Origin of the sequence: Rhodococcus sp. 5A-K4, assembly GCF_046097995.1 — a bacterium.
Classification (GTDB): domain Bacteria; phylum Actinomycetota; class Actinomycetes; order Mycobacteriales; family Mycobacteriaceae; genus Rhodococcus_F; species Rhodococcus_F erythropolis.
Genome location: NZ_JBJURM010000017.1, coordinates 126,587 through 146,869, shown reverse-complemented (window position 1 = coordinate 146,869; position 20,283 = coordinate 126,587). Strand labels below are relative to the sequence as shown.

Genomic DNA, 20,283 nt, shown 5'->3' with positions numbered 1-20,283 from the left:
GATCAGGGCGGAAGGATTCTCATAGCTTGCGGGTCACTTGATGGGGGTCATGCCACACAGACCACGGTGGCCGCGTTCCAAGCGAGAGTGAAGCCAGTAACGGTTTGAGTCCAGCGGTACTCGTTCCATAACCGTGCGGTTAGCCAGATCGTGCAGGTGAGCCGAAGACCGCCGGCGGTGAACCACAGGAGGAGGTCGAAGGTGATGCTCATGGTCCATTGCGGAGTATCGACCAACGGCGAGGCACCTGCGTACTGACTATTCGTGAGCCGCGCTGCGACAAATCCAATCATTGATGCGGCGAGTGCCGTGATCGCGAGCCCTTGGTTCAGCCCAATGAAGCCTCTCGGTGTCCGCGGTGAATTACTTTCTCGGAACTCTCGTTGGCTATGGAGATCGGACATTGGTTAAGTCTCCTCATGGGCGCATCGCGGGCGAATTGGCAGTGTAGTGCAAGTCGGCAATTTTCCGAAGATGTCATCTTTTTGGAGGTCAAAGTGATTGGGGGCTTGTGGCCGTCAGAGTTTTCTACAGGCCGTTGCATTTCGCCATTTTATTTATCGTTAGTTTGGCTCGTAGTTATTTGCATAGTAAATAAGCAGGAAACAATGCAATACGAGTTAAACAACTCAACCAGATAAAAACCGCCGCGGCCTCGTAGTCTTTCTATTAGTAATCGTCGCCTTCATCGCGCAGTATTCACCCAAAAGAGCGACCAACCAACTGGCCTCGTAATTCCAACTGAAACCTCGACACCAGCACCCGCACGTCAGGCGGTCACCCCGAAACTCCTTCGAATACTCGCCAACACCGAGCGAACCAAAACAGGCAAACGACCCTTCACAACAAGCGAGACACTTCGATTGAGTGCGTGCGCCAAAGCGGATCACATTCTCTCGCAGGACTATTGGGCACATTACTCACCAGCGGCTTGACTCCCTGGACCTTCATCGAGAAGGCCGGTTACCGTTACACAACTGCGGTGGGACCTTACGAAGGCATACCCGGACGATGCGAGTCTCGCTGCTGCCCGGATGAACAGTCCATCTCACCGAGAGAACGTATTTGGAGACTTCAAAGACCAAGGGGTCTGCCGGAAGACCGCAGGGGAAGGCGACGATGGTGACTGTGCAGCATGTTGGGGTGCGGTCATGCTCGCTGAAGCCTCTTATGCCGTAGATCAAGTCTCAAATGTGTACCAAGCCAGGTTGTTTGCTGTTCTTTTGGCAGCCCGGTCGTTACGAGCGCTTAGTCACAGCCTGAGCCACGGTGAATGAGGTCACGCAGAGCGCAGCGCCACAGAGTAGGACGACCCAGAGCCCCCATCCGATCGAGGGTCCGATCGTCGATCGCAAGAAAGTTGTTTCTTGGTTGGAGAGGTTCGCCGCGTCGACAATTGCGATCACCAGGGTGATTGCGCCTAGCGCCGGGGCAACCCACCGGTCGCCGAACTTGGCCTTTCCTCCCCTGGAAAGAATGCTGAAGAGTGCGACTGCCGCGATGACGCCGAGGATCATGGTCAACATGCCATCGCCATCGATCCCTGCTTTCGAGAAGTTGAGGAAGGTCGCCCATGGTCCGAGACTGCCGACCACTATCCCGACGCACGCCAGTAGACCCGCAATCATGTTGGGCATGTAATTGGCAGGCAGTGCAGGCAACACCGGTGCCTGCCCGACTGGGGAGACACCTGCGAAGTATGGTGCCGGTGTTGGTTGCTGGATTTGTGGAGGAGGTTGTTGGTTACGGGCCCGCCATGCTTCCGCTGATGCTGGCTCGCGATTAGGCGGGCGATTGGGTTGATTAGTCATAGTGCCGTTTCTCTCAGTGCGGTGATTCGATAGAACTTGGAATGGATTGTAAAGCGCATTCGTTTTCCAGGGATCGGAGTTGAAGTAAATGGGAACCCGAGCATTATTCGTAAAACTTCAACCTGAAAGTCAATATGTGTGGTAGCGACTAAATTGTCTCGGTGTCGTACGTTAAGAACATATGGGCAACCAACCAACCAATCATCATCCGGCGCAGTCTCTTTGGTCTAGTTGGGTCAATTCTGGTTGGCCATCTGATCGCTGGATTCATCTCTGGGCTGGCGTACTTCCTCCACGTCCAGAACCCACGGGACACGACACCGATTGCGATCCTCAGCTGATGGGCGTCGTCGTCCTGATCTCTACAGCGGTAACGGGCATGGTCTACAACCTGCACTCAATGACACTCACCGACAATGGAGTGACGATCAAGAACTGGGGGAGTCTGTTCTTCAGAAGCGAGACACGCTGCGATTGGAATGAGATCGAAGATCTCGACGTGCAGCGTGGGGGACCGTAGGCGTTCGTTGGTGGTTACGGCAATCTTCTAATCCAGACAGCAGGCACCGAGACGAACCTGCGTTTCAGCTACTGCCCACGTCATGAGTAACTGGCGCGACTACATCGACCAGCGCAGCGCGAGCCGCACCTGAGTTAGTCCGCAACGTCTAGAGCGAGGACCTCCCTGGCTCAACGCGTTCCTTAACACGGCCTGCGTGACGTGCGATATACCCAACATGATTGGAAACATGGCTGACATTCCCGAAGAAGTCTTGTTCTGGTACCCGTTCCTGAGACCGCTCGCAGCATGGTGGAACCCGTTCTGACGGGGTGACCAAGCCGTTTTTTGCACAGCATTGGGGGCGAAATCCTGTTTAGCGCTGACGACATGCCGGTCACGCTGATTCTCCAGTCAAGACCCCGCCTGCGGCGTTTGCTGATGTCGCGGGCGCACTTGGCGACCTGGTTCACTGCTGTCGAGCGGCTAAACGTGGACGGGCAAGTGGCGGCTGACTGACACGTCCGGTGGTTTCGAGTTCTGGTATCGAAGCATGAATTTCAACGCGACGACGTATGAGGAAACAACGCACGCTGACAGTGACGCTCGGCGCGGCCAGGACTGGGGCAAACTGCTCACTCGACGAAATCCGGGCCGAGGCAGGATTCACGAGTGCTTTCAACTTGAACGACAGCCTGATCTTCCAGTATCGACAATCGGCGCAGAGCGAGATCAACACCGCACTTGGTTCTATTTACACCGTGCCATTCAAGCCCGTCCCTGAAATCATTCCGCACTCTGACGAAGAAGCTTGTATCGGGGATGTTGCTTCAAACGACTTGCGGCGAGCGATCTTCGCTCGCCGGCATCAAGCTGAGAGAAGCACACGCATGGATCAACGTCTGACAGAACCGAGCAGACAACCTGCGTCGAAGAGGACCAGACTTCGGTTGAAGTAGCCGCGAGGCTGACCCGTGCTCGGGCGCCAGTGCCAGGGGAGTTTGTCAACAGGTCCTGGGTTGTCAACAGATTGTTTTTGGGTGGCTTGGTTTTGTGGTGGCGGGTCGAGGGTGGTGGTTGGGACGCGGTTCGTATGGGGCGGGCGCGGGGTGTGAGTGGTGGGGGCTGTGATGGCGAGGAATATGGCGTTGGGGGCTCGGGGCGAGGATGTAGCTGTCGAGTTCCTGATCGATTCTGGTTTGGAGATTGTCGAGCGCAATTGGCGTTGTCGGTACGGCGAGTTGGATGTTGTTGCGACGTCCGGTGATCGGATTGTGTTCGTGGAGGTGAAGACTCGGTCGGGTGTCGGGTACGGGAGTCCGGCGGAGTCGGTGACGTTCGCGAAGCAGCGTCGGATTCGGGTGTTGGCGATGCAGTGGCTCACTGATTCGGGTCGGTCGTGGTCGAGGGTGCGTTTCGATGTGGTGGCCGTGTTGATCGGCCGCGACGGCGTGCCTTCGGTCGAGCATTTTGTGGATGCGTTCTGATGGCGTTGGGTCGGGCGCATTCTGTTGCGGTCAGTGGCGTGGACGGGCAGATCGTGGAGATCGAGGCGGATATCGGGCGCGGGTTGCCTGCGGTGCATTTGGTGGGGCTGCCTGATACTGCGTTGCACGAGTCGCGTGATCGGATTCGGGCCGCGGTGACCAATTCTGGTGAGGAGTGGCCGGACAGCAAGGTGATTTTGGCGTTGTCGCCGGCGACGTTGCCGAAGGTGGGCAGTGTTTACGATTTGGCTTTGTCGTTGTCGGTTCTCGATGCGGCGAAGAAGTTGCCGCGGAAGTTGTTGCGGGAGACTGTGTTTTTGGGGGAGTTGGCGCTCGACGGGCGTTTGCGGACGGTGCGTGGTGTGTTGCCTGCGGTGCTTGCGGCGAAGCGGGCGGGGTGGGGGACTGTGGTGGTTCCAGCTCGGGCGTTGGCTGAGGCGGGCCTGGTGAAGGGGATCGAAGTGCTGGGAGCTGACGATCTGTCTGCGGTGATCGGGTGGTTGCGTGGTGAGTTGGCGCTGGCTGTTCCTGATGTTTTCGAGCGTGCGGATGTGGTGACGGTGCGTGATTTGAGTGAGGTTGTCGGGCAGACGGATGCTCGGTGGGCGATCGAGGTTGCTGCGGCGGGTGCGCATCATTTGATGTTGACGGGTCCGCCGGGGATCGGGAAAACGATGTTGGCGCAGAGGCTTCCGGGGATTCTTCCGCCGTTGACGGAGGGGGAGTCGTTGGAGGTGACGGCGATTCATTCGGTGGCGGGGGTGTTGCCGGAGGATCGGCCGTTGATCGATATGCCGCCTTTCATTGCGCCGCATCACAGTTCGTCGGTCAGTTCGCTGGTGGGTGGTGGTAGTGGGATGGCTCGTCCTGGTGCGGTCAGCCGCGCCCATCGCGGCGTGCTGTTTCTCGACGAATGTGCCGAGATCGGGGTGAAGGTGCTCGAAGCGCTACGCACGCCACTCGAAGACGGGGAAGTACGAATCGCCCGGCGGGACGGAGTTGCGCGGTACCCGGCGCGGTTCCAGCTGATCCTGGCCGCCAATCCCTGCCCATGCGCGCCGCCGCGAGACGCGGATTGTGTATGTGCACCCGCGGCGCGTCGCCGTTACCTGGGGAAATTGTCCGGCCCGCTCTTGGACCGAGTCGACATCAGGGTCCGGATGCAGGCCGTTGCAACCGGAGCGCTGATCGACGAAGTAGGGGAAAGTACCGGCGACGTTCGTGCGCGCGTGGCGGCGGCTCGAGACACTGCAGCCCAGCGGTGGAGTGAGTACGGGTGGCGGACCAACGCGGAAGTACCAGGGCCGGCGTTGAGACAGAAGTTCAGACTCTCGCGTGCGGCGCTGGCGCCGGTGGAACGGGCGCTGCGCAAAGGTGTCATCACTGCTCGTGGGGCGGACCGAGCGTTGCGGGTACCTAGGGTTGTAGAATAGCGTATGTGAAGCCTAAAGCAACCCGTGAGTTGCCGCGTGTTGCGGTCTACCTTCGTCAGTCGCAGGATCGTGAGGGGAACGAGTACGGCATCAGTCGTCAGCGTGACGAGGTTATGCGTTTGGTGGCGGCCCGTGGCTGGACCGTCGTAGGGGAGTTCGTTGACAATGACGTGAGCGCCACCAACCGCAAGCCCCGACCACAGTTCGACGCCATGATGAAGGCGGTCGACGATGGTCAAATCGACGTAATTGTTTCCCGTCACGTGGACCGACTCCTGCGCAAGTTGGCCGAGCTCGAGTCGGTCATCGCCCGGTGTGAGCCACACGGCACCACGATTGTGACCGCCGCCGACGGTGTCGACACATCAACCGATGGGGGACGCTTGGTGGCCCGTCTGTTGGCCAGTGTCGGCCAAGGTGAATCGGAGCGACGTTCGGCGCGGCAACTCTCGGCAATCACGCAAGCTGCCGAGCAAGGTCGGTGGATCGGTGGGCGTCGAGCGTTCGGATATGAAGCCGACGGAAAAACGATCCGGCCCGACGAGGCTGCCGCTGTGTTGGCCGGTTATCACGCGATCCTTGCCGGTGAACCTGTGACGGCAGTCGTATCCGCTTGGAATGCAGCTGGTTTCACTGGCACGCAATCCGGTGAACCGTGGGGACGGTCGGGCGTTCGTGACGTGTTGCTCAACGCGCGCAACGCCGGTTTGAGGCGACACCGCCCTGAGGGCTCGAACGAGTCGTACCGGAAAGATCCGTTGGCATTCGTGATAGCGCAGGCTGAGTGGCCCGCAATCGTTCCCGAGGAAACGTGGCGGGCGGTGGTGGCGATGCTCACCGATTCGAGCCGCCGAACAGGCACGCCGGGTGCTCGGGCGCTGCTGACCGGTGTCGCGCTGTGCGGCGTCTGCGACGACGGAACCTCGGTAAACACGGGCGGTGCCCGTCGCACTACTCGGTCGTATCGCTGCGCAGCGCACGCCCATCTTCAACGCGTGGCGCAGCCGATCGAGGACTACGTCGAGAAGCTGATTGTTGGTCGGTTGTCGATGCCCGATGCGTTGACGGCGTTCGCCCCGACCGTGGTTGTCAACGTCGCACCGTTGCGCGCGGAATCCGATGTGCTGCGCCGCCGCCTTGACGATTTCGCCGTCGACTATTCGGACGGCGCTATGACTCGTCAGCAATTCCGAACGGCAACCGAGAAAGTGCGGGCTCGTCTGGCCAAGCTCGAGGACGAGATAACCGCTGCCGGTGCAACGGACTTGATCGCACCGCTAGTTTCGTCAGGGGACGTGGCCGCAGCGTGGTCAGCTCTCAGCACCGCTCGTAAGCGGGCCGTGATCGACGTGTTGGCCGACGTTGTGATTTATTCGCCTGGCCGAGGTACGCGCACCTTCCGGCCCGACACCGTCGAGGTCGATTTCCACAAACGGCGCAGCACGGGTTAGGCCGCCTACACCGCACTCGAATGGCCCCCGGCACTGCCCTGATTGGGGGCAGTTTCGGGGGTCGTTTTGTGCCACTTAGTGCCCGGTTTTGGGGGTCGATTTCGGCCTACCCATTTTGGCATGGGTACCCATGCCGGAGAAGTTGCAGGTGAGAACCCATGCCAGACCCATTCCAGACCCATGCCAAGAACGGCTCAAACCACCCATGCCAACCCCCTCTTTAGGGGTTGGCGGGGGTTGTGGGGGTAGTTGACAGTGAGAAATGACCCTTTCAGTTGGCATGGGTTAGGGCGGTGTTGAACGTCGTCCCTCGAGGTTCTGTCGAGCTGCGTACAACCGTTAGACCGTCGAGGATCGTGGGCTGTGTAAACGGTTGGCCGCCCGCCACGACGGTGAGCCCGTTCGCATAGCTGTGTGGGCCGCTGCGAGTCGAGCGTCGAGATTTGGTGTACCGGTGTGGGGTACGCGGTGTTGAACGCAGCACGGTCGAATACGGCCCTCGGTGGCCGGCCGATGTTCCTGTTCGCTCGACCGAGGTCGCGACGTACGTCGATTGCAATATTGTGACCAGCCTCACACTCGATTCGGTTTTCCCAGGTCGTTGAATCTGAATTGGCCGATCTGCGCTTGGATCACTAACTCTGAGCTAGTGTCGCTAACTTTCTTGTGCTGCAACGTTATTCGTGGATCACGGTGCAGATGTAGCTTTTCAAACAGAGCCGCACAACGAGCAGCCCGAGACCGGAGGAACCGACCCAATGACCAAGAACGTGAGCAAGATTGACCGGCAGAGATTGCACGGCAAGGTCGCGGCGTTCACTCGCAGTCGTCCGGCCACCGATCCCGAATTGCTTGCTCTGCGGCGTCAGCTGAAAGTGCTTCGGATTGGCGACATCATCAACGACCACCGGGCAGATACCGTGGCTGTGCAGTTGACCGAGGCCGACATTGCAGTCGTCGTGGAAATGCTCCGCGGCGGTGTCTGAATCATGCCCGCATCAAAAACTCTGGACCGCAGGGAAAATCGAGTTTCACCTGTTGACCTTGAATCGTCGATTGCTGCTGTGCTGAGCGCTGCTCCTCCGCTTACGTCGTCGCAGCTCGACCGTTTGACCACCGTACTGAGGGGTGCCTGATTCCATGACCTCGACAAACGAAACGACCGTTGACGCGTGCGGCGTCAACGGTCGTGAGATTCAAAAAGATTCTGTTAGTGGAGCTTACGGGGCCGGTGGCGTCACGGCAACCGAGGGCGGTAATTGGTGGGACACACTGACTATCGACCCGGTGCACGTAACGGCATTTGAGGCCGTTGGTGCCGACGATTTGTCGGACTACAACCTCGACGGAATCGTGCACGCTGCCCACGACGCAGGTATCGACCCCCATCGGTTGTCACCGCATGACCCGATCAAACAGTGCGTCGACGAGCACGCTGCCAGGATCGCCCGCGCGGCACACGTGGCCGAGGCACGGGCAGTAGCCCAAGTGGCCGAGGAGGAACGGAAGCGGCGTCTATCGCCCGAAGCCCGTGCGGCAGAAAACGAGCGAATCCGTGAGCGTGGCACCCTCGATCAATTGCACAAGCTGCGCATGGCGCACGACGCGAAGATTCGGTTTCAGAAGGAACTAGCCGCAGCTGACCCGGCACCGCCGTTCGATGACGGACTACTCGGCGAAATCTTGGCCAGGCCGCCGGAACCGCCCGAGCGGATAGCCGACATTCTTCCGTGGGACTCGTCGTTGCTGGTGATCGCACAGCGCAAGGCCGGCAAGACCACGTTGATTCTCAACATCATTCGGTCGTTGCTTAACGGCACGCCGTTCCTCGGGCGGTTTGCAACGATCCCCGTCACTGGCCGAGTTGCGTTCATGAACTACGAAGTCAACGGCGCGCAGATAGGTCGGTGGGCAGACGAGGCGGGGATCGACCACAGCCGCCTGTACGTGGTCAATCTGCGTGGCCGCCGGAACCCGCTTGCGGTGCCCGAGGACCGCGCAGAACTGGCACAGCGCATGAGGGTCCACGGGGTCGAGTCCGTCATCGTCGACCCGTTCGGCCGGGCGTACACAGGCACGAGTCAGAACGACGCTGGGGAGGTCACCGCATTTCTCGTGGACCTCGACAAGTTCGTTCGGCAGGAGGTCGGCGCGCGTGACCTCGTGCTTGCGGTTCACGCGGGTTGGGACGGGGAGCGGGCACGCGGTTCCTCGGCCCTCGAAGACTGGGGCGATGCAATGGCCTACCTCACGGTCGACGACAGGGATCAGCGTTACTTCCGTTCCAAGGGTCGTCTTGATACCGAGGTGGACGAGGACATGCTCACGTTCGACGCAGCCACTCGCACGCTCGCATTAGCAGGTACCGGTGGTCGCAAAGCGCAGCGCACCGTCATCAAGGTTCACGAGCTCGAGGAGCCGATCACCACGATTATCGGGAACAGTCCCGAGATTTCCGTCGGAAAAATTCGTGAGGCGCTGCGGAAATCCAAGGTGCCGTTTCAAGACGCCGACGTGACCATTGCACTTGAGGCACTGGCCGCACGTGGCCGAATTACCCGTATTCAGGGTGGACCGGGTAAGGCGACGACACACCGGTTGCGGAACGACACCGGGGAATCCAACCCGTTCGGCAACCCCGGCCCGGCCTCGCAGCCATTCGCGACACCGTCACACCTGTAGTCAATCATCCACTTAAACAAAGGATTCCAGCACCATGGCCACTAGGTCGGAACAGGCTCACAACGCCGCGGTCGAGGTGTACCTCGACAAGTTCGCTGACTACGACAAGGGCAAGTGGATCGCCCGCACACTCAAATTCCAATTCACCGAGGGCCTAACAGTGAGTGAGCTTTGCGCGCTGGCCGCCTTGGCGCACCCGTACAGCGATGAATCCGCGGACGTGGCAGATACCCTGCGCCGCTTGGTCGAGGACGGCCACGTTTCGTTCGACGCCGACCGGATCCTGCGCATGACCAAGTGACGATCGCTTGCACCTGACCGGTGTTGACCACGCCTCCCATGCCCTGCGCGGCTCGTGTCACCAACCGACCAAGGAGCACCAAGAACATGTCCGAAAATCTCGCATTTGTAGAAATCGCATTTGACCATGCATTGCCCGAGCGGTACGTGCGTGACTTGCTCACCACGTACACAGCGGGTCTGACGGTTGCCGAGCTCGGTCGACGTATCAGAACGGCTGCGGATTGCCGTCAGGCCGCCGACGCCGCACACTGCGCCCTCGACGAATTGATCCGATCCGGTGCCGCCGAGCACGTTAAAGTCGGCCCGGCCCGCGTCGTACGCCTCGTCGAGGTGACGGCATGAGCGACACCGAGATCAACGAGACCATCCGGCGCGCGGCAGCTCGACTCTTGATCCACGACAATGGCCGCCGGTCGGCCGAGCTACCCGAGACCGCCGCCGAATACGCCGCGCGCGCTGATCGAATTATCAAGACAGCTGCGAACGGCGACACCCTCGAGGAATTACTACGCGCGGTGCTCGACGTACTGGCCGAGTCCGACAGTGCCGCTGCCACGCTGCGGGCGGCACAGCGGGCGATCATGGCCGAGTATGCCGACGGCGACATGTTGCTCGATGAGGTGCTTGGTCGTCGTCGTCCAGGCGGCGACCTGTGAGCGTGTCGTCGGTCTCGGGTGTGATGCTCGGAATCGACGACGCCGCTTTCTTGTCCGCGGCGTTGCGCAGGCTTATCGAAGTGTCTGCGCAACGCGGCGGGCGTGCGGTACCGCGTGTCTATGAACTTGAGCACCAGCTAGCAAGTGCCGCAAAGTGTTCCGTTGAGGGAACGTCGGAATGGTTGGACGAGCCACGACCGGCAGTCTCAGAGATGCAACTGATCGAGACCTCGACGGCAGCGGCCCGGCTCGGTGTATCCGACCGGAACGTCAGAGCGTTGGCGGCGCGCGGCACCCTAACCGCACGCAGAGTGGCTGGCCGCTGGCTCATTGACGCCGACGCTGTCGAGGAAAGATCCCAAAAGAGAGGGAACCAACTCCCATGACGCAGCTAATCAGTGTCGTTGCCTACGATTCCGGCCACGACGTAACTGCCCGAGCAACCGGCGCAATCACTGCGGGCCGACTCGTCACTGTCGCTTCGACACTCGTCGGCGGCAATATCGCGGTGAAGTCGGCAACCGCAGGATCCCCGGTGTTCGGTGTCAGCCGAGCCACTGTGGGGACCGGCGAGCTCGTGCCGATTACCCGAGGCGCATCCCGCATCGTGAGGCTGATCGCAGGTACCGGCGGTGTCGCATTCAACGCAGAGGTGGAATCGGACGCCAACGGTGCCGTGGTCACTGCGACCACAGGCGCAGCGGTCGGCCGCGCAGTCAGTAGCGCCGCCGCTGCCGGTGAAGTGCTCGTATCGCTCTACGCCTGACGCTCACTCGCAAATCGAAAACAGAGGACTTCAAACCATGGGCATTTTGACGCCTAGCACAATCAATCAACAGATGACCGTCGACTTCGCGATGAAGTCACCGAACTTCATCGGTGCCAAGATCGAGGAACTGATCGAGAATCAGGAGATTCTGAGCCTGTTTTTCGGCCCGCATGTCGGGCCGATCGTCGGTGGCGGTTTGGCTCACTCGGTTACTCGGCCCGAGGATCGTTACACCGCCGATGACGTGGTGGAAAGGGCGCCGGGCGATGAGTACGCAACCGTTCGCATGACGGACCCCGAGATGAAGATTGCGGCCGTAAGAGATTGGGGGGCAAAGTTTTTCATCGAAGACGAGAAGGCGCTGAGAAATGACATCGCCTTTCTCAATGCCGAGGTTCAAGCGTTGTCAAACACCGTCGTGCGCAAGCTCAACACGGCAGCGATCGCAACCGTCGACGCGGCACTGGCCACGCTGCCGGGCAACGGCGCACTACCGGCGACGATCGCATGGGACGAGGTGGTGACAATTGGGCCCGATACCGATATCACCCCGAACGCAATGCGTCCGTTGACATTGTTGGCGGCGGCACAGAAGGACGCGGACGAGGATCGTCTCGGTGTGAAGTTCGATTGCCTGTTGGTCTCGCCAACGGGTCAGTACGATCTCACGGTGGCCTACGGTGAGCGTCTGCCCGCCGTCCTCGAGACTGCCGGTGTCGAACTGTCTGTGAGCCCGTACGTGTCCGATGACGCGGCGTACGCGATCGCCAAGGGCCGCGCCGGGTTGCTCGGGTACGAGGTGCCGCTGACGACCGAGGTCATTCCCGAGCCGTTGCGGCGTGGCAAGTTCGTCCAGACCTTCGTCAACCCGGTCATGGCCGTCACGCAGCCGCGCGCAATCCGCAAGCTCACCGGTCTGGTGACGCCGTGAGTACGCCTGTTGAGGGCACCGTGACAATCGACGCCGCCGAGTACGAACGCCTCCGTGAGGCGGCTGCCCTCGGTGTGGTCGACGAGGCTCGGCAGCTCGTCGCGGCGGCGGTGTCCGATGGTCGGATCCCGAGCGACCGAGCGAAGTTCTGGACACAGCAGTTGGTCCGGCACGGCAGCATGGCAGAGGCCACGCTCGCACAGTTGACGCCGATCGCCACCGAGGCACCCGACGCGGCCGGGCCACGCTGGTTCTGATCGACGACCGACGCAAAGACGGCCCTCACCGTGGAGGTGGGGCCGTCTTTGTTGTTGGCTCACCATCGGGATGAGTCCGCGTTCTAGATGCCTCGATCGTACCGGCGTGGAGCGTGCAGAGTGTTAACGACGACGACCCGACACCGTGGTGGTGCCGGGTCGTTGCCGTACTGCTTGGCCCATATGGATGAGCCGTACCCTAAAACACTGTCGACCCTACCGAGGTCGGTTGATTCACAGCTTGCCAATGTCCTGACCTGCGGGGCACTGGCAGTACGACCCGTGAGCTGTTTACCCCAGCTCGGCCGATGCGTACCGTATTCAACAAGGCTGTGACCTGTGGTTATGCCGTTGGCCAGCTCAAAGTCCCTGGTCAGGCTACCGGGGCCGTTTGGGGCGTACGTAAAAATGGGCAGTTGGCACCGTGGAGGAGCTGCCGCGTACCCCCCACCCTCAGAAAATCGCAGGTCAGAGCGTTACCGTCGTTGATTGACCGTAATTGGTCAATCGGAGCGCCGGCCGATTGCTGGTTGATGGGAACGCCGCTGACCGTTGGGGCAACTGGTCCGTGAACGGTATGCAACTAACCGTGACCCAGACCCGGTGTGAAACCGACCGACATTGTTGTACTACCTTCCGCCCATGGCGATTTACGACGAGGATCCTCGGCCCCGCGTTCTGATCACTGGTGTGTCTGACGATGCGTCCGAATTTGTGAAGGTCGTCGAGCAGTATTCAGGGGTAGTTCACGTTGTCGGCGCTCACGAGTACTCGATCCGGTGGGAGAGCTGGGACGCAGTCGTGAGCGTGGGGAGGCCGAATCGAAACGAAGATCATTTACTCATCCTTCAGCTCGGAGGCGAACCCACGGGCACGTGGGATTCCCGTCGTCCAAACAGTGAGCAAGGTAGGTTCCGCGAGATTGGTGTATGGCGCTCTCACGGTAAAGAACTGGAGACCAACGACGATCTTGATGCTTCACTACGCACGCTGGTCAAGTCGGATCTGATTCCGTTGCTTCGTCAACGGTTGGATACACGACGAGTGATTGCCCCGCCGGACTTCGACCGCGATTCTTCCTACTTTCACCCCCTGGTCTCGGACCTTGATGGGAATGCGGACGCGGCGATCTATCGACCTGATAGCGGGCCGAGGGAGATTATCTATCTTCCAGACTCGGTCACCGACATTAGGCCGTGGTTGTTGTATGCCTTTGAACGCTGGGCGGCTATTGACCCCGATACATTCCCGGCGGCGCCGGATTGGACAGACAACCCGGAATGGATGACCGCAGACGAGATTGACGCCCGCGAAACTTGGGTGGCGGCCTGTGATGCTGCTGAAAAGGCGCGGCTTGAAGTGGAACGTATTGAGAAGGAATCGCAAAGCGCGCTAAGGGAATTGCGCGAGAAAGCTGATAGCGCTGAGCGCATCTTGCTTACTGCCAACGCGGATCCCCTCGTGCAAGCTGTCGCGGCTGCATTGACTCGACTGGGTTTCGTCGTTGAGGACATGGACGCCAAAGGGGGTGAGAAATTGGAGGATCTGCGCGTTCGGGACGGCGATTGGATTGCGCTGTGCGAGGTCAAGGGGTACACGAAGGGGGGATCTGTTACCGACTTGGGCAAGATCAACCGATTCGTTGAGAGGTACGCGCGAGATACGGGACAGTGGCCAGACGCTCGTTGGTACGTAGTGAACCAATTCCGGGAGCGTGATCCGTCCTCGCGTATGCAGCTACTCCGAGGACAGGACGCAGACGTCGAGGGTTTCGCAGAGTCGGATGGGCTTGCAATCGACACACGGTCAATTTTCCTGCTCGACAAGGATGTTGCGTCCGGCGTTAAAACGAGTGATGAGGCACGGCGTCTACTCAGAGAATCGACGGGCCGTTTCGCATACGGACTCTAGCGGCGACTCTGAGCTATTTGGATACGAGAATGCCCCGCATGTTCACCGTGACCAGACGGAGAAGAACAGGCGGGGCATTGTCGTCCGACCCAAAGGAGCACCGAAACACATGACGGTGGGATCGGTACGAAGTAAGTGTATCAACGTGGGTTTCCTTGGGAGTCGCAAAGGAGTTGTCACACTGACACATTGGCCGATCGGACACCCAAGGGTGCCGGTGTCGAATCCCCTTCCCCAACGCGGCCCGAACTCCATACCCCGATAGTCCATCTCGGCCAACACAAGTAGCCCGACCACTGAGAGTGGACGAGCAAATGTTGAACCCTCACGGCGTCTGCGCAGAACCATCGTGTGGGTGCCCGCGCCGGTTGGCAGGACTAGGGGAGTACACCGGGGGTGGTCGGTTTACGTCGGACTCACCGGATAGCGACGTGCAACGAGCTCACGGATCGTGGCGTGCAGAGCGCAGGCCGGTACGTCGACCGGCCGGGCTCAACAGGTCACGGTCAGTTCACGAGACGTACCAACCGAGGGCGACGACGACGCGCAAAATGCCGAATACCGCTGCGTACGCAGCGATCATGAGAGTGATGACTATGACGCCGAGCAATGGCTCGAGGCGGTTGTCAGGGGATATGGGTATGCTGCGTTCACGGTTCATGACGGGTCTCTTCCGTTGTGCCGAGGCCACGCGCCGGTGTTGGTAGCACCGAACGTGGCCGTTTGTCGTTAGTTACGCCTTACGCACGCGTTAGGTGTTGCCTGGAGTGTCGCCGATCTGGCAGGTGAGGCGATGCCCGGACCAGACCAAGTTGTCACCGCACTCGACTTCCGAGACAGGGGATTCCAATGACTGCACACGATCCGCGACTACTCGCTTGGGCATATCTGTCCCGCGTCGTGCAGGGCCCAAGCGCGTATATGTCCATGTTGATCGACGAGCTCGGGGTCGAAGAAACTGCGAGGGCGGTCCGCAACGGCGATCTGCCACCCGCGATCGAGGAGAAGACACGAGCCCGCGCTCACATCGACACAGCCCAACGAGACCTCGACCTGATGGAGGCGATGGGTGGCAGGCTCGTAACACCGAACTGCGCCGATTGGCCGGCGTGGCGAATGCTTTCCTTCGACGGACTCGATGCCTCCGGGGGTGAGACGGCGCCATTTGTGTTGTGGGTGTTGGGGTCCGGGGACTTGGTTGATCTGACCGAGAGATCGGTTGGGATTGTCGGCACGCGAGCATCTACTGCGTACGGCGAACACGTGACGGCAGAGATTGCCGGTGACCTCGCTGTCGACGGATGGACCGTGATTTCCGGGGCAGCCTTCGGTATCGACGGGGCCGCGCACCGCGCTGCATTGGGCGTAGGTGGAAACACACTGGCTGTCTTGGCCTGTGGGGTCGATCGAGCGTATCCGTCAGGGCATGCGCGACTACTCAAACAGATAGCGAGTTCGGGTGCAGTGATAAGTGAATATCCACCGGGCACAACACCTGCAAAGTTCCGGTTTCTGGCAAGGAATCGACTGGTAGCTGCGTTGTCGGACGGAGTAGTGGTGGTCGAGGCGGGTTGGCGCAGTGGTGCACGCAATACCGCCAATTGGGCCCGGAAATTGGGCCGCCCGGTAATGGCGGTGCCCGGGCCGGTTACTTCGGCATCGTCGACCGGATGTCACCGGATGATCCGCGAAGGTGAAGCGCAACTCGTTTCCAATGCCGTGGATGTAGTCGAAGCGTCAGGTCCATTTGGTGTCGGGGATTCCGCGGAGGATGCAGCCGCTACACGTGACATCGACGCATTGCGGGGCAATTCTCGATTGGTATACGAAGCATTGCCGGGAACAGGTTCACGTAGTACGCGTGAGCTGTCCGAGGAATCGGGATTGCTCATAACGCAGGTTCGTGCAACTCTTCCTCTGCTCGAACTCGAGGGGTTTGCGAGTTCGGATTCGAGTGGATGGTTTCGGACGCGGTAGCGCGTGAACTTGATTGTGCTCGTCCGGTGGGCGGGTGGCGATGCCCACTAACCGTTCCGGCGAGAACGAAACTCGAAAACCCTCGCGATGCTGGTAATTGCACGTCAGGACTGCTTTTCGTGAACTCGATCGGCCTGTGTGCAGCGTTATTCTCGACCCAGCTTTGCAGACTTGGCCGTGAATTTAACGGGCCTCAGGAAAGTCTCAGGTCAATGTGCTTTGAAGTCTGATTAGTCTGGTTCCCCTGAGTGCGGGTATTGATTGGTTCGTCGTTAACCCGCTGCTAATTCGGACCATTGAGTCTGTTCGGAAATGGCACAGGTTTCCGGACTTCTTTTGTTCATCAACGCTCTATCTGTGTATTGTGAAGGAGAATTGAATCGATCATTGAAAGAGGAGTGCAATGGCTGAGAAGCTGATTCGGCAACTCATCGACGACCTTGACGGTAAGCCGATTGACGATGGATTCGGTGATCGAATTGAGTTCTCTTACCAGGGAACGGATTACGTGATCGATCTGCGCGCCACCAATGCAGAGAAGTTCGACGCTGCGGTGAAGCCGTTCGTCGAGGCGGCGGCGAAGGTGAGCGGGAAGCGTGGCAAGAAGGCGCAGGCTGCATCTCCGCAGGCCACGTCGGGTTCTGGCCGCTCCAAGGAGACGCTCCAGGCCATTCGTGATTGGGCGGGTAAGAACGGTTACGAAGTTGCTCCGCGCGGGCGTATCAAAGCGGAAATCATCGATGCTTTCGACGCTGCACACTAGGTTGAATTAATACCTCCTCTGGCCCCTGGCGAACCTCGCCGGGGGCCAGAGGCGTATTTTACTATTGCTTTGCTGAATTTCTCCGATAGCGATGTGCTGCCTGATCATGCACGAGTCCTGATTCGGAAATTTGGCTGCCACCGACGAATTTACCCGGCAGAGTGGTCGGTTTATTTCGTTGAGCACCGTGGTCTGTCGCGCGCGGGGCGGATGTACCGGGGGAGGCATTTTGTCCATGCTCTGCAATTGTCGTGTACCTTAGTTAGGTAACGCTAACTTTTGGAAGGATCTTTCTGTGGCCAAGCCGACAACTGCATTGACGGTTCTGCGGACCGAACAATTGACTCCCCATATGGTGCGAGTGTTTCTCGGGGGACCGGGCTTCGAGTCCTTCACTCCCAGCGAATACAGCGATTCCTATGTAAAGATCGAATTCGGCACTCCTGATCAGCCGATACTGCGCACCTACACGATTCGTTCGTGCGATCTTGATGCCAAAGAGATTGCAATCGATTTTGTCGTCCACGGCGACATGGGAGTTGCAGGTCCGTGGGCCGCGTCCGTTCAGCCGGGCGCTGAGATTACCCTGCGTGGACCGGGTGGCGCGTTTTCGCCGTCACCATCCGCTGATTGGTATCTCTTCGTCGGAGACGAGACCGCAATACCTGCTATTACTGCTTCGATTGCGAGATTGGTGCCGGATGCGGTCGGCTACGCCGTCGTCGAAGTCGGGGGGCCGGAAGACGAAATCGCGCTCGATGCCCCAGAAGGTATTGCCGTGACCTGGCTGCATCGCGGAGCATCGTCCGATGCGGTCGGCGAAGAATTAGCTGGCGACAACGCTCCGGTTGTCGCCGCGGTCAAGGCACTCGAATGGTTACCGGGCGAACCGCACGTGTTCATTCACGGTGAAGCACAAGCCGTCATGCACAACCTCCGGCCGTACATTCGCAAGGAACGAAATGTCCCGGCGGCGGCTGCTTCTATTTCCGGCTATTGGCGTCGTGGTCGCACCGAAGAAGGCTTCCGGGTCTGGAAGTCCGAACTCGCCGCGGCCGAAAACTAACTCGCGGTGGCCTTGCCGCGAGTCAGCAACACGAGCGCAACGGCCGCGAGAACTCCGAAGGTGGGAATTGCGATTGCCATCGGCACGGCAGTGTCTTCTCCCGCAATTCCCACCAACGGCGAAACCAGCGCTGCCAAGCCGAACTGGCCCGCTCCCATCAGGGCTGAACCAGTTCCGGCCGCGTTGGTGACCTCTCCTTGGGCGAGAGCGGTTGCATTGCCCATGATGAACCCGATGCTCGAAATCGCCACGAACAGCGGGACCAAGATCAGCCACGTATTCGTGGAACTGAAAACCACGCTGGTACAGAACAATACGGCGCCACCAATGAGGAGCAGGCACACCCCGAAACGCAGCAGCGTGCGAGCTCCGACGCGACCGAGCAGGCGAGTGGTGATCATCGCTGCCGTGACCATTCCGGTGGCGTTCACTGCGAACACGATCGAGAATTGTGACGGACTCAGCCCGAGAACATTCTGAACGACGAACGGTGACGCGGAGATGTACGCGAACAAGGCGCCGAATCCGAAGACGAATGCGAGCGCATATCCGAGGTAGTGCCGGTTTCGGACCACGTACTGCAGATTCGAGATCAGGGCCTTCAAACCACCGCCATGGCGTCGCTCGGGTGGAAGTGTCTCGGGAACGAGCAAAACGACACCAGCCACCATCACAGCGCCCGCGACAGCCAGGACCCAGAAGATCCCGCGCCATCCGACGGGACCCAGAAGTGCGCCGCCGATCAGTGGCGCGACCACGGGAGCGATACCGCCGATGATCATCATGATGCTGAAGAGCTTCGCTGCGTCGTCGCCACGCGCTCGGTCGGCAATACAAGCGCGGGCAAGAACGATGGCAGCGCCTCCACTCAAGCCCTGGACGAGTCGTGCACCGATGAGAAACTCGATGTTCGGCGCCACCGCGCATGCCGCGCCGCTCAGTGCCGTGATGATTGTCGCGGCCAGCAGTATTCGTCGCCTGCCAAGTCCGTCGGAGATCGGACCGATGATCAGCTGGCCGATTCCGAGGCCTGCCATGAAGGTGGTCAGCGTGAGCTGAACGCTGGCCGCAGTAGTGTCGAGTGCATCCGCCATCAAAGGTAGGCCGGGCAGGTACATGTCGATGGACAGTGGAGCGATTGCGGAAATCAGTGCCAGTACACACAACATCTTCAGAGGAATTGCTCGATTCACCGATCAACCCTATCGGCGAGGCAGCTTGCGGTTTCAATCGCGGCGAGCGAGCGTGTGTTCATGACTGACGCATTGCCGGCGAGCTTGAGCGTTCACCTCGATGCGTATGCCGAGCACCTCCGACTGAGCCGAGGCCGGTCGGAACACACGATCCGCGCCTACGTCGGTGACGCGCGGGCATTGCTGACCCATTTCTCCGCGGGTTCGGAGAATGCAGATCTCGACCGCCTCGACCTAAGTGTCATGCGTTCGTGGTTGGCCGCCCAGAATGCCGTAGGAACAGCCCGTACGACGGTAGCTCGACGGGCTTCTTCGGCGCGTGGTTTCACTGCGTGGCTCGCGCAGACCGGACGAATTTCCGTCGACCCGGGCACACGTCTGGCGGCTCCACCTGCTCGTCGCACGCTGCCGACGGTGCTGCGTCAGAGCCAGGCCCTCGACGCAATGGATGCAGCGGAAAGCGGTGCGCAGCAACAAGAGCCGCTCGCCCTGCGAGACCGACTCATCGTGGAATTGTTGTACTCCACCGGAATTCGCGTCGGCGAGTTGTGTGGACTGGACGTCGAGTCGGTCGATGCTGATCGACGTTTGCTTCGTGTCCTCGGCAAGGGGAACAAGGAGCGATCGGTGCCATACGGCCTGCCCGCAGAATCGGCACTGAACGGGTGGCTGGAGCACGGACGACCCGCGCTGAGTTCGGATAGGTCCGGGCGAGCATTGCTCCTCGGAGTTCGAGGCGGCCGGCTCGATCAGCGTCAGGCGCGTTCGGTGGTCCACGAAACCATGGCTGCAATTCCAGGGGCTCCCGACATGGGTCCGCACGGGCTTCGGCACTCGGCTGCGACGCATTTGCTGGAGGGTGGTGCAGACCTTCGTGTGGTCCAAGAACTCCTCGGGCATGCGAGTTTGGCGACCACTCAGCTGTACACGCACGTGTCGGTCGAACGCCTTCGATCCGTCCACGATCAGGCCCATCCACGCGCCTAGATTGTGAAGCGACGCGAGTTCTCGGCCGGTATTTGGTAGCGTCGCAGCTCAGAAGAGTGAACAATCGGCAAGTTCGATCGTCGTGTCGAGACACTCGATGACATGCG

General features: G+C 60.0%; 20 protein-coding genes and 1 pseudogene. 18 read left to right on the top strand and 3 right to left on the bottom strand.

What is annotated here, in order from left to right; all coding sequences use genetic code 11:
* Positions 1 to 1,238: 1,238 nt before the first annotated feature.
* Positions 1,239 to 1,661: a hypothetical protein gene (locus tag ACKAMS_RS21790; protein ID WP_256065112.1), complete on the bottom strand. Its 423-nt coding sequence runs from the start codon at positions 1,659 to 1,661 to the stop codon at positions 1,239 to 1,241.
* 490 nt (positions 1,662 to 2,151) lie between these two features.
* On the opposite strand from ACKAMS_RS21790, the gene ACKAMS_RS21785 reads away from it, so the two are divergent.
* The 14 genes and pseudogenes from ACKAMS_RS21785 (at position 2,152) to ACKAMS_RS21720 (ending at position 14,190) form a co-directional block, all read left to right on the top strand.
* Positions 2,152 to 2,331, top strand: coding sequence for a hypothetical protein (locus tag ACKAMS_RS21785; RefSeq protein WP_256065111.1), 180 nt, complete (start codon positions 2,152 to 2,154; stop codon positions 2,329 to 2,331).
* Positions 2,332 to 3,440: 1,109 nt separating this feature from the next.
* Positions 3,441 to 3,797 carry a YraN family protein gene (locus ACKAMS_RS21780; protein WP_029255132.1) on the top strand — a complete coding sequence of 119 codons (357 nt, stop codon included), beginning with the start codon at positions 3,441 to 3,443 and terminating at the stop codon, positions 3,795 to 3,797.
* A pseudogene (locus ACKAMS_RS21775) lies at positions 3,797 to 5,212 on the top strand (YifB family Mg chelatase-like AAA ATPase); the annotation flags it as partial. The gene ACKAMS_RS21780 and the pseudogene ACKAMS_RS21775, both read left to right, overlap by 1 nt.
* Before the next feature lie 23 nt (positions 5,213 to 5,235).
* Positions 5,236 to 6,681: a recombinase family protein gene (locus tag ACKAMS_RS21770; protein ID WP_208689625.1), complete on the top strand. Its 1,446-nt coding sequence runs from the start codon at positions 5,236 to 5,238 to the stop codon at positions 6,679 to 6,681.
* A gap of 758 nt (positions 6,682 to 7,439) precedes the next feature.
* A complete protein-coding gene (locus ACKAMS_RS21765) occupies positions 7,440 to 7,667 on the top strand; it encodes a hypothetical protein (protein ID WP_208689624.1) in 228 nt (75 codons plus the stop codon).
* A 154-nt stretch (positions 7,668 to 7,821) separates the two neighbouring features.
* Positions 7,822 to 9,363 (top strand): AAA family ATPase, encoded by a 1,542-nt coding sequence (locus ACKAMS_RS21760; protein ID WP_208689623.1) that lies wholly within the window; start codon positions 7,822 to 7,824, stop codon positions 9,361 to 9,363.
* A gap of 34 nt (positions 9,364 to 9,397) precedes the next feature.
* Positions 9,398 to 9,664: a hypothetical protein gene (locus ACKAMS_RS21755; protein WP_208689622.1), complete on the top strand. Its 267-nt coding sequence runs from the start codon at positions 9,398 to 9,400 to the stop codon at positions 9,662 to 9,664.
* A gap of 86 nt (positions 9,665 to 9,750) precedes the next feature.
* Complete coding sequence (locus ACKAMS_RS21750; protein ID WP_208689621.1) at positions 9,751 to 10,008, top strand: hypothetical protein; 258 nt, start codon at positions 9,751 to 9,753, stop codon at positions 10,006 to 10,008.
* On the top strand, positions 10,005 to 10,322 hold the full coding sequence (locus ACKAMS_RS21745; RefSeq protein ID WP_408989507.1) for a hypothetical protein: 318 nt from the start codon (positions 10,005 to 10,007) through the stop codon (positions 10,320 to 10,322). The genes ACKAMS_RS21750 and ACKAMS_RS21745 overlap by 4 nt, the downstream gene beginning before the upstream one ends.
* Before the next feature lie 23 nt (positions 10,323 to 10,345).
* Positions 10,346 to 10,708, top strand: a complete 363-nt coding sequence (locus ACKAMS_RS21740) for a helix-turn-helix domain-containing protein (protein WP_408989511.1) — start codon at positions 10,346 to 10,348, stop codon at positions 10,706 to 10,708.
* The gene (locus tag ACKAMS_RS21735; RefSeq protein ID WP_069145978.1) at positions 10,705 to 11,088 is read left to right on the top strand and encodes a capsid cement protein; all 384 of its coding nucleotides are present in this window, start codon (positions 10,705 to 10,707) and stop codon (positions 11,086 to 11,088) included. The genes ACKAMS_RS21740 and ACKAMS_RS21735 overlap by 4 nt, the downstream gene beginning before the upstream one ends.
* A 37-nt stretch (positions 11,089 to 11,125) precedes the next feature.
* The gene (locus ACKAMS_RS21730; protein WP_069145979.1) at positions 11,126 to 12,022 is read left to right on the top strand and encodes a major capsid protein; all 897 of its coding nucleotides are present in this window, start codon (positions 11,126 to 11,128) and stop codon (positions 12,020 to 12,022) included.
* Entirely contained in the window at positions 12,019 to 12,279 is a 261-nt protein-coding gene (locus ACKAMS_RS21725) for a hypothetical protein (protein ID WP_408989506.1), read from the top strand. The genes ACKAMS_RS21730 and ACKAMS_RS21725 overlap by 4 nt, the downstream gene beginning before the upstream one ends.
* 642 nt (positions 12,280 to 12,921) lie before the next feature.
* Positions 12,922 to 14,190 (top strand): hypothetical protein, encoded by a 1,269-nt coding sequence (locus ACKAMS_RS21720; RefSeq protein WP_408989505.1) that lies wholly within the window; start codon positions 12,922 to 12,924, stop codon positions 14,188 to 14,190.
* A gap of 511 nt (positions 14,191 to 14,701) precedes the next feature.
* On the opposite strand, the gene ACKAMS_RS21715 is transcribed toward ACKAMS_RS21720, so the two are convergent.
* Positions 14,702 to 14,851 carry a hypothetical protein gene (locus tag ACKAMS_RS21715; protein WP_175413814.1) on the bottom strand — a complete coding sequence of 50 codons (150 nt, stop codon included), beginning with the start codon at positions 14,849 to 14,851 and terminating at the stop codon, positions 14,702 to 14,704.
* A 188-nt stretch (positions 14,852 to 15,039) separates the two neighbouring features.
* Between ACKAMS_RS21715 and dprA the strand changes: the two genes are divergently transcribed.
* From dprA to ACKAMS_RS21700, 3 genes are all read left to right on the top strand, one after another.
* On the top strand, positions 15,040 to 16,167 hold the full coding sequence (gene dprA, locus ACKAMS_RS21710; RefSeq protein ID WP_020907367.1) for a DNA-processing protein DprA: 1,128 nt from the start codon (positions 15,040 to 15,042) through the stop codon (positions 16,165 to 16,167).
* A 403-nt stretch (positions 16,168 to 16,570) separates the two neighbouring features.
* Positions 16,571 to 16,930 (top strand): Lsr2 family protein, encoded by a 360-nt coding sequence (locus ACKAMS_RS21705; RefSeq protein WP_003942721.1) that lies wholly within the window; start codon positions 16,571 to 16,573, stop codon positions 16,928 to 16,930.
* Positions 16,931 to 17,225: 295 nt separating this feature from the next.
* On the top strand, positions 17,226 to 17,996 hold the full coding sequence (locus tag ACKAMS_RS21700) for a siderophore-interacting protein (protein ID WP_099698161.1): 771 nt from the start codon (positions 17,226 to 17,228) through the stop codon (positions 17,994 to 17,996).
* On the opposite strand, the gene ACKAMS_RS21695 is transcribed toward ACKAMS_RS21700, so the two are convergent.
* Positions 17,993 to 19,165, bottom strand: a complete 1,173-nt coding sequence (locus ACKAMS_RS21695) for a multidrug effflux MFS transporter (RefSeq protein WP_029255136.1) — start codon at positions 19,163 to 19,165, stop codon at positions 17,993 to 17,995. The two genes, ACKAMS_RS21700 and ACKAMS_RS21695, sit on opposite strands and share 4 nt — an antisense overlap.
* 84 nt (positions 19,166 to 19,249) lie before the next feature.
* Between ACKAMS_RS21695 and ACKAMS_RS21690 the strand changes: the two genes are divergently transcribed.
* Positions 19,250 to 20,176: a tyrosine recombinase XerC gene (locus tag ACKAMS_RS21690; RefSeq protein WP_031331262.1), complete on the top strand. Its 927-nt coding sequence runs from the start codon at positions 19,250 to 19,252 to the stop codon at positions 20,174 to 20,176.
* Positions 20,177 to 20,283: the final 107 nt, after the last annotated feature.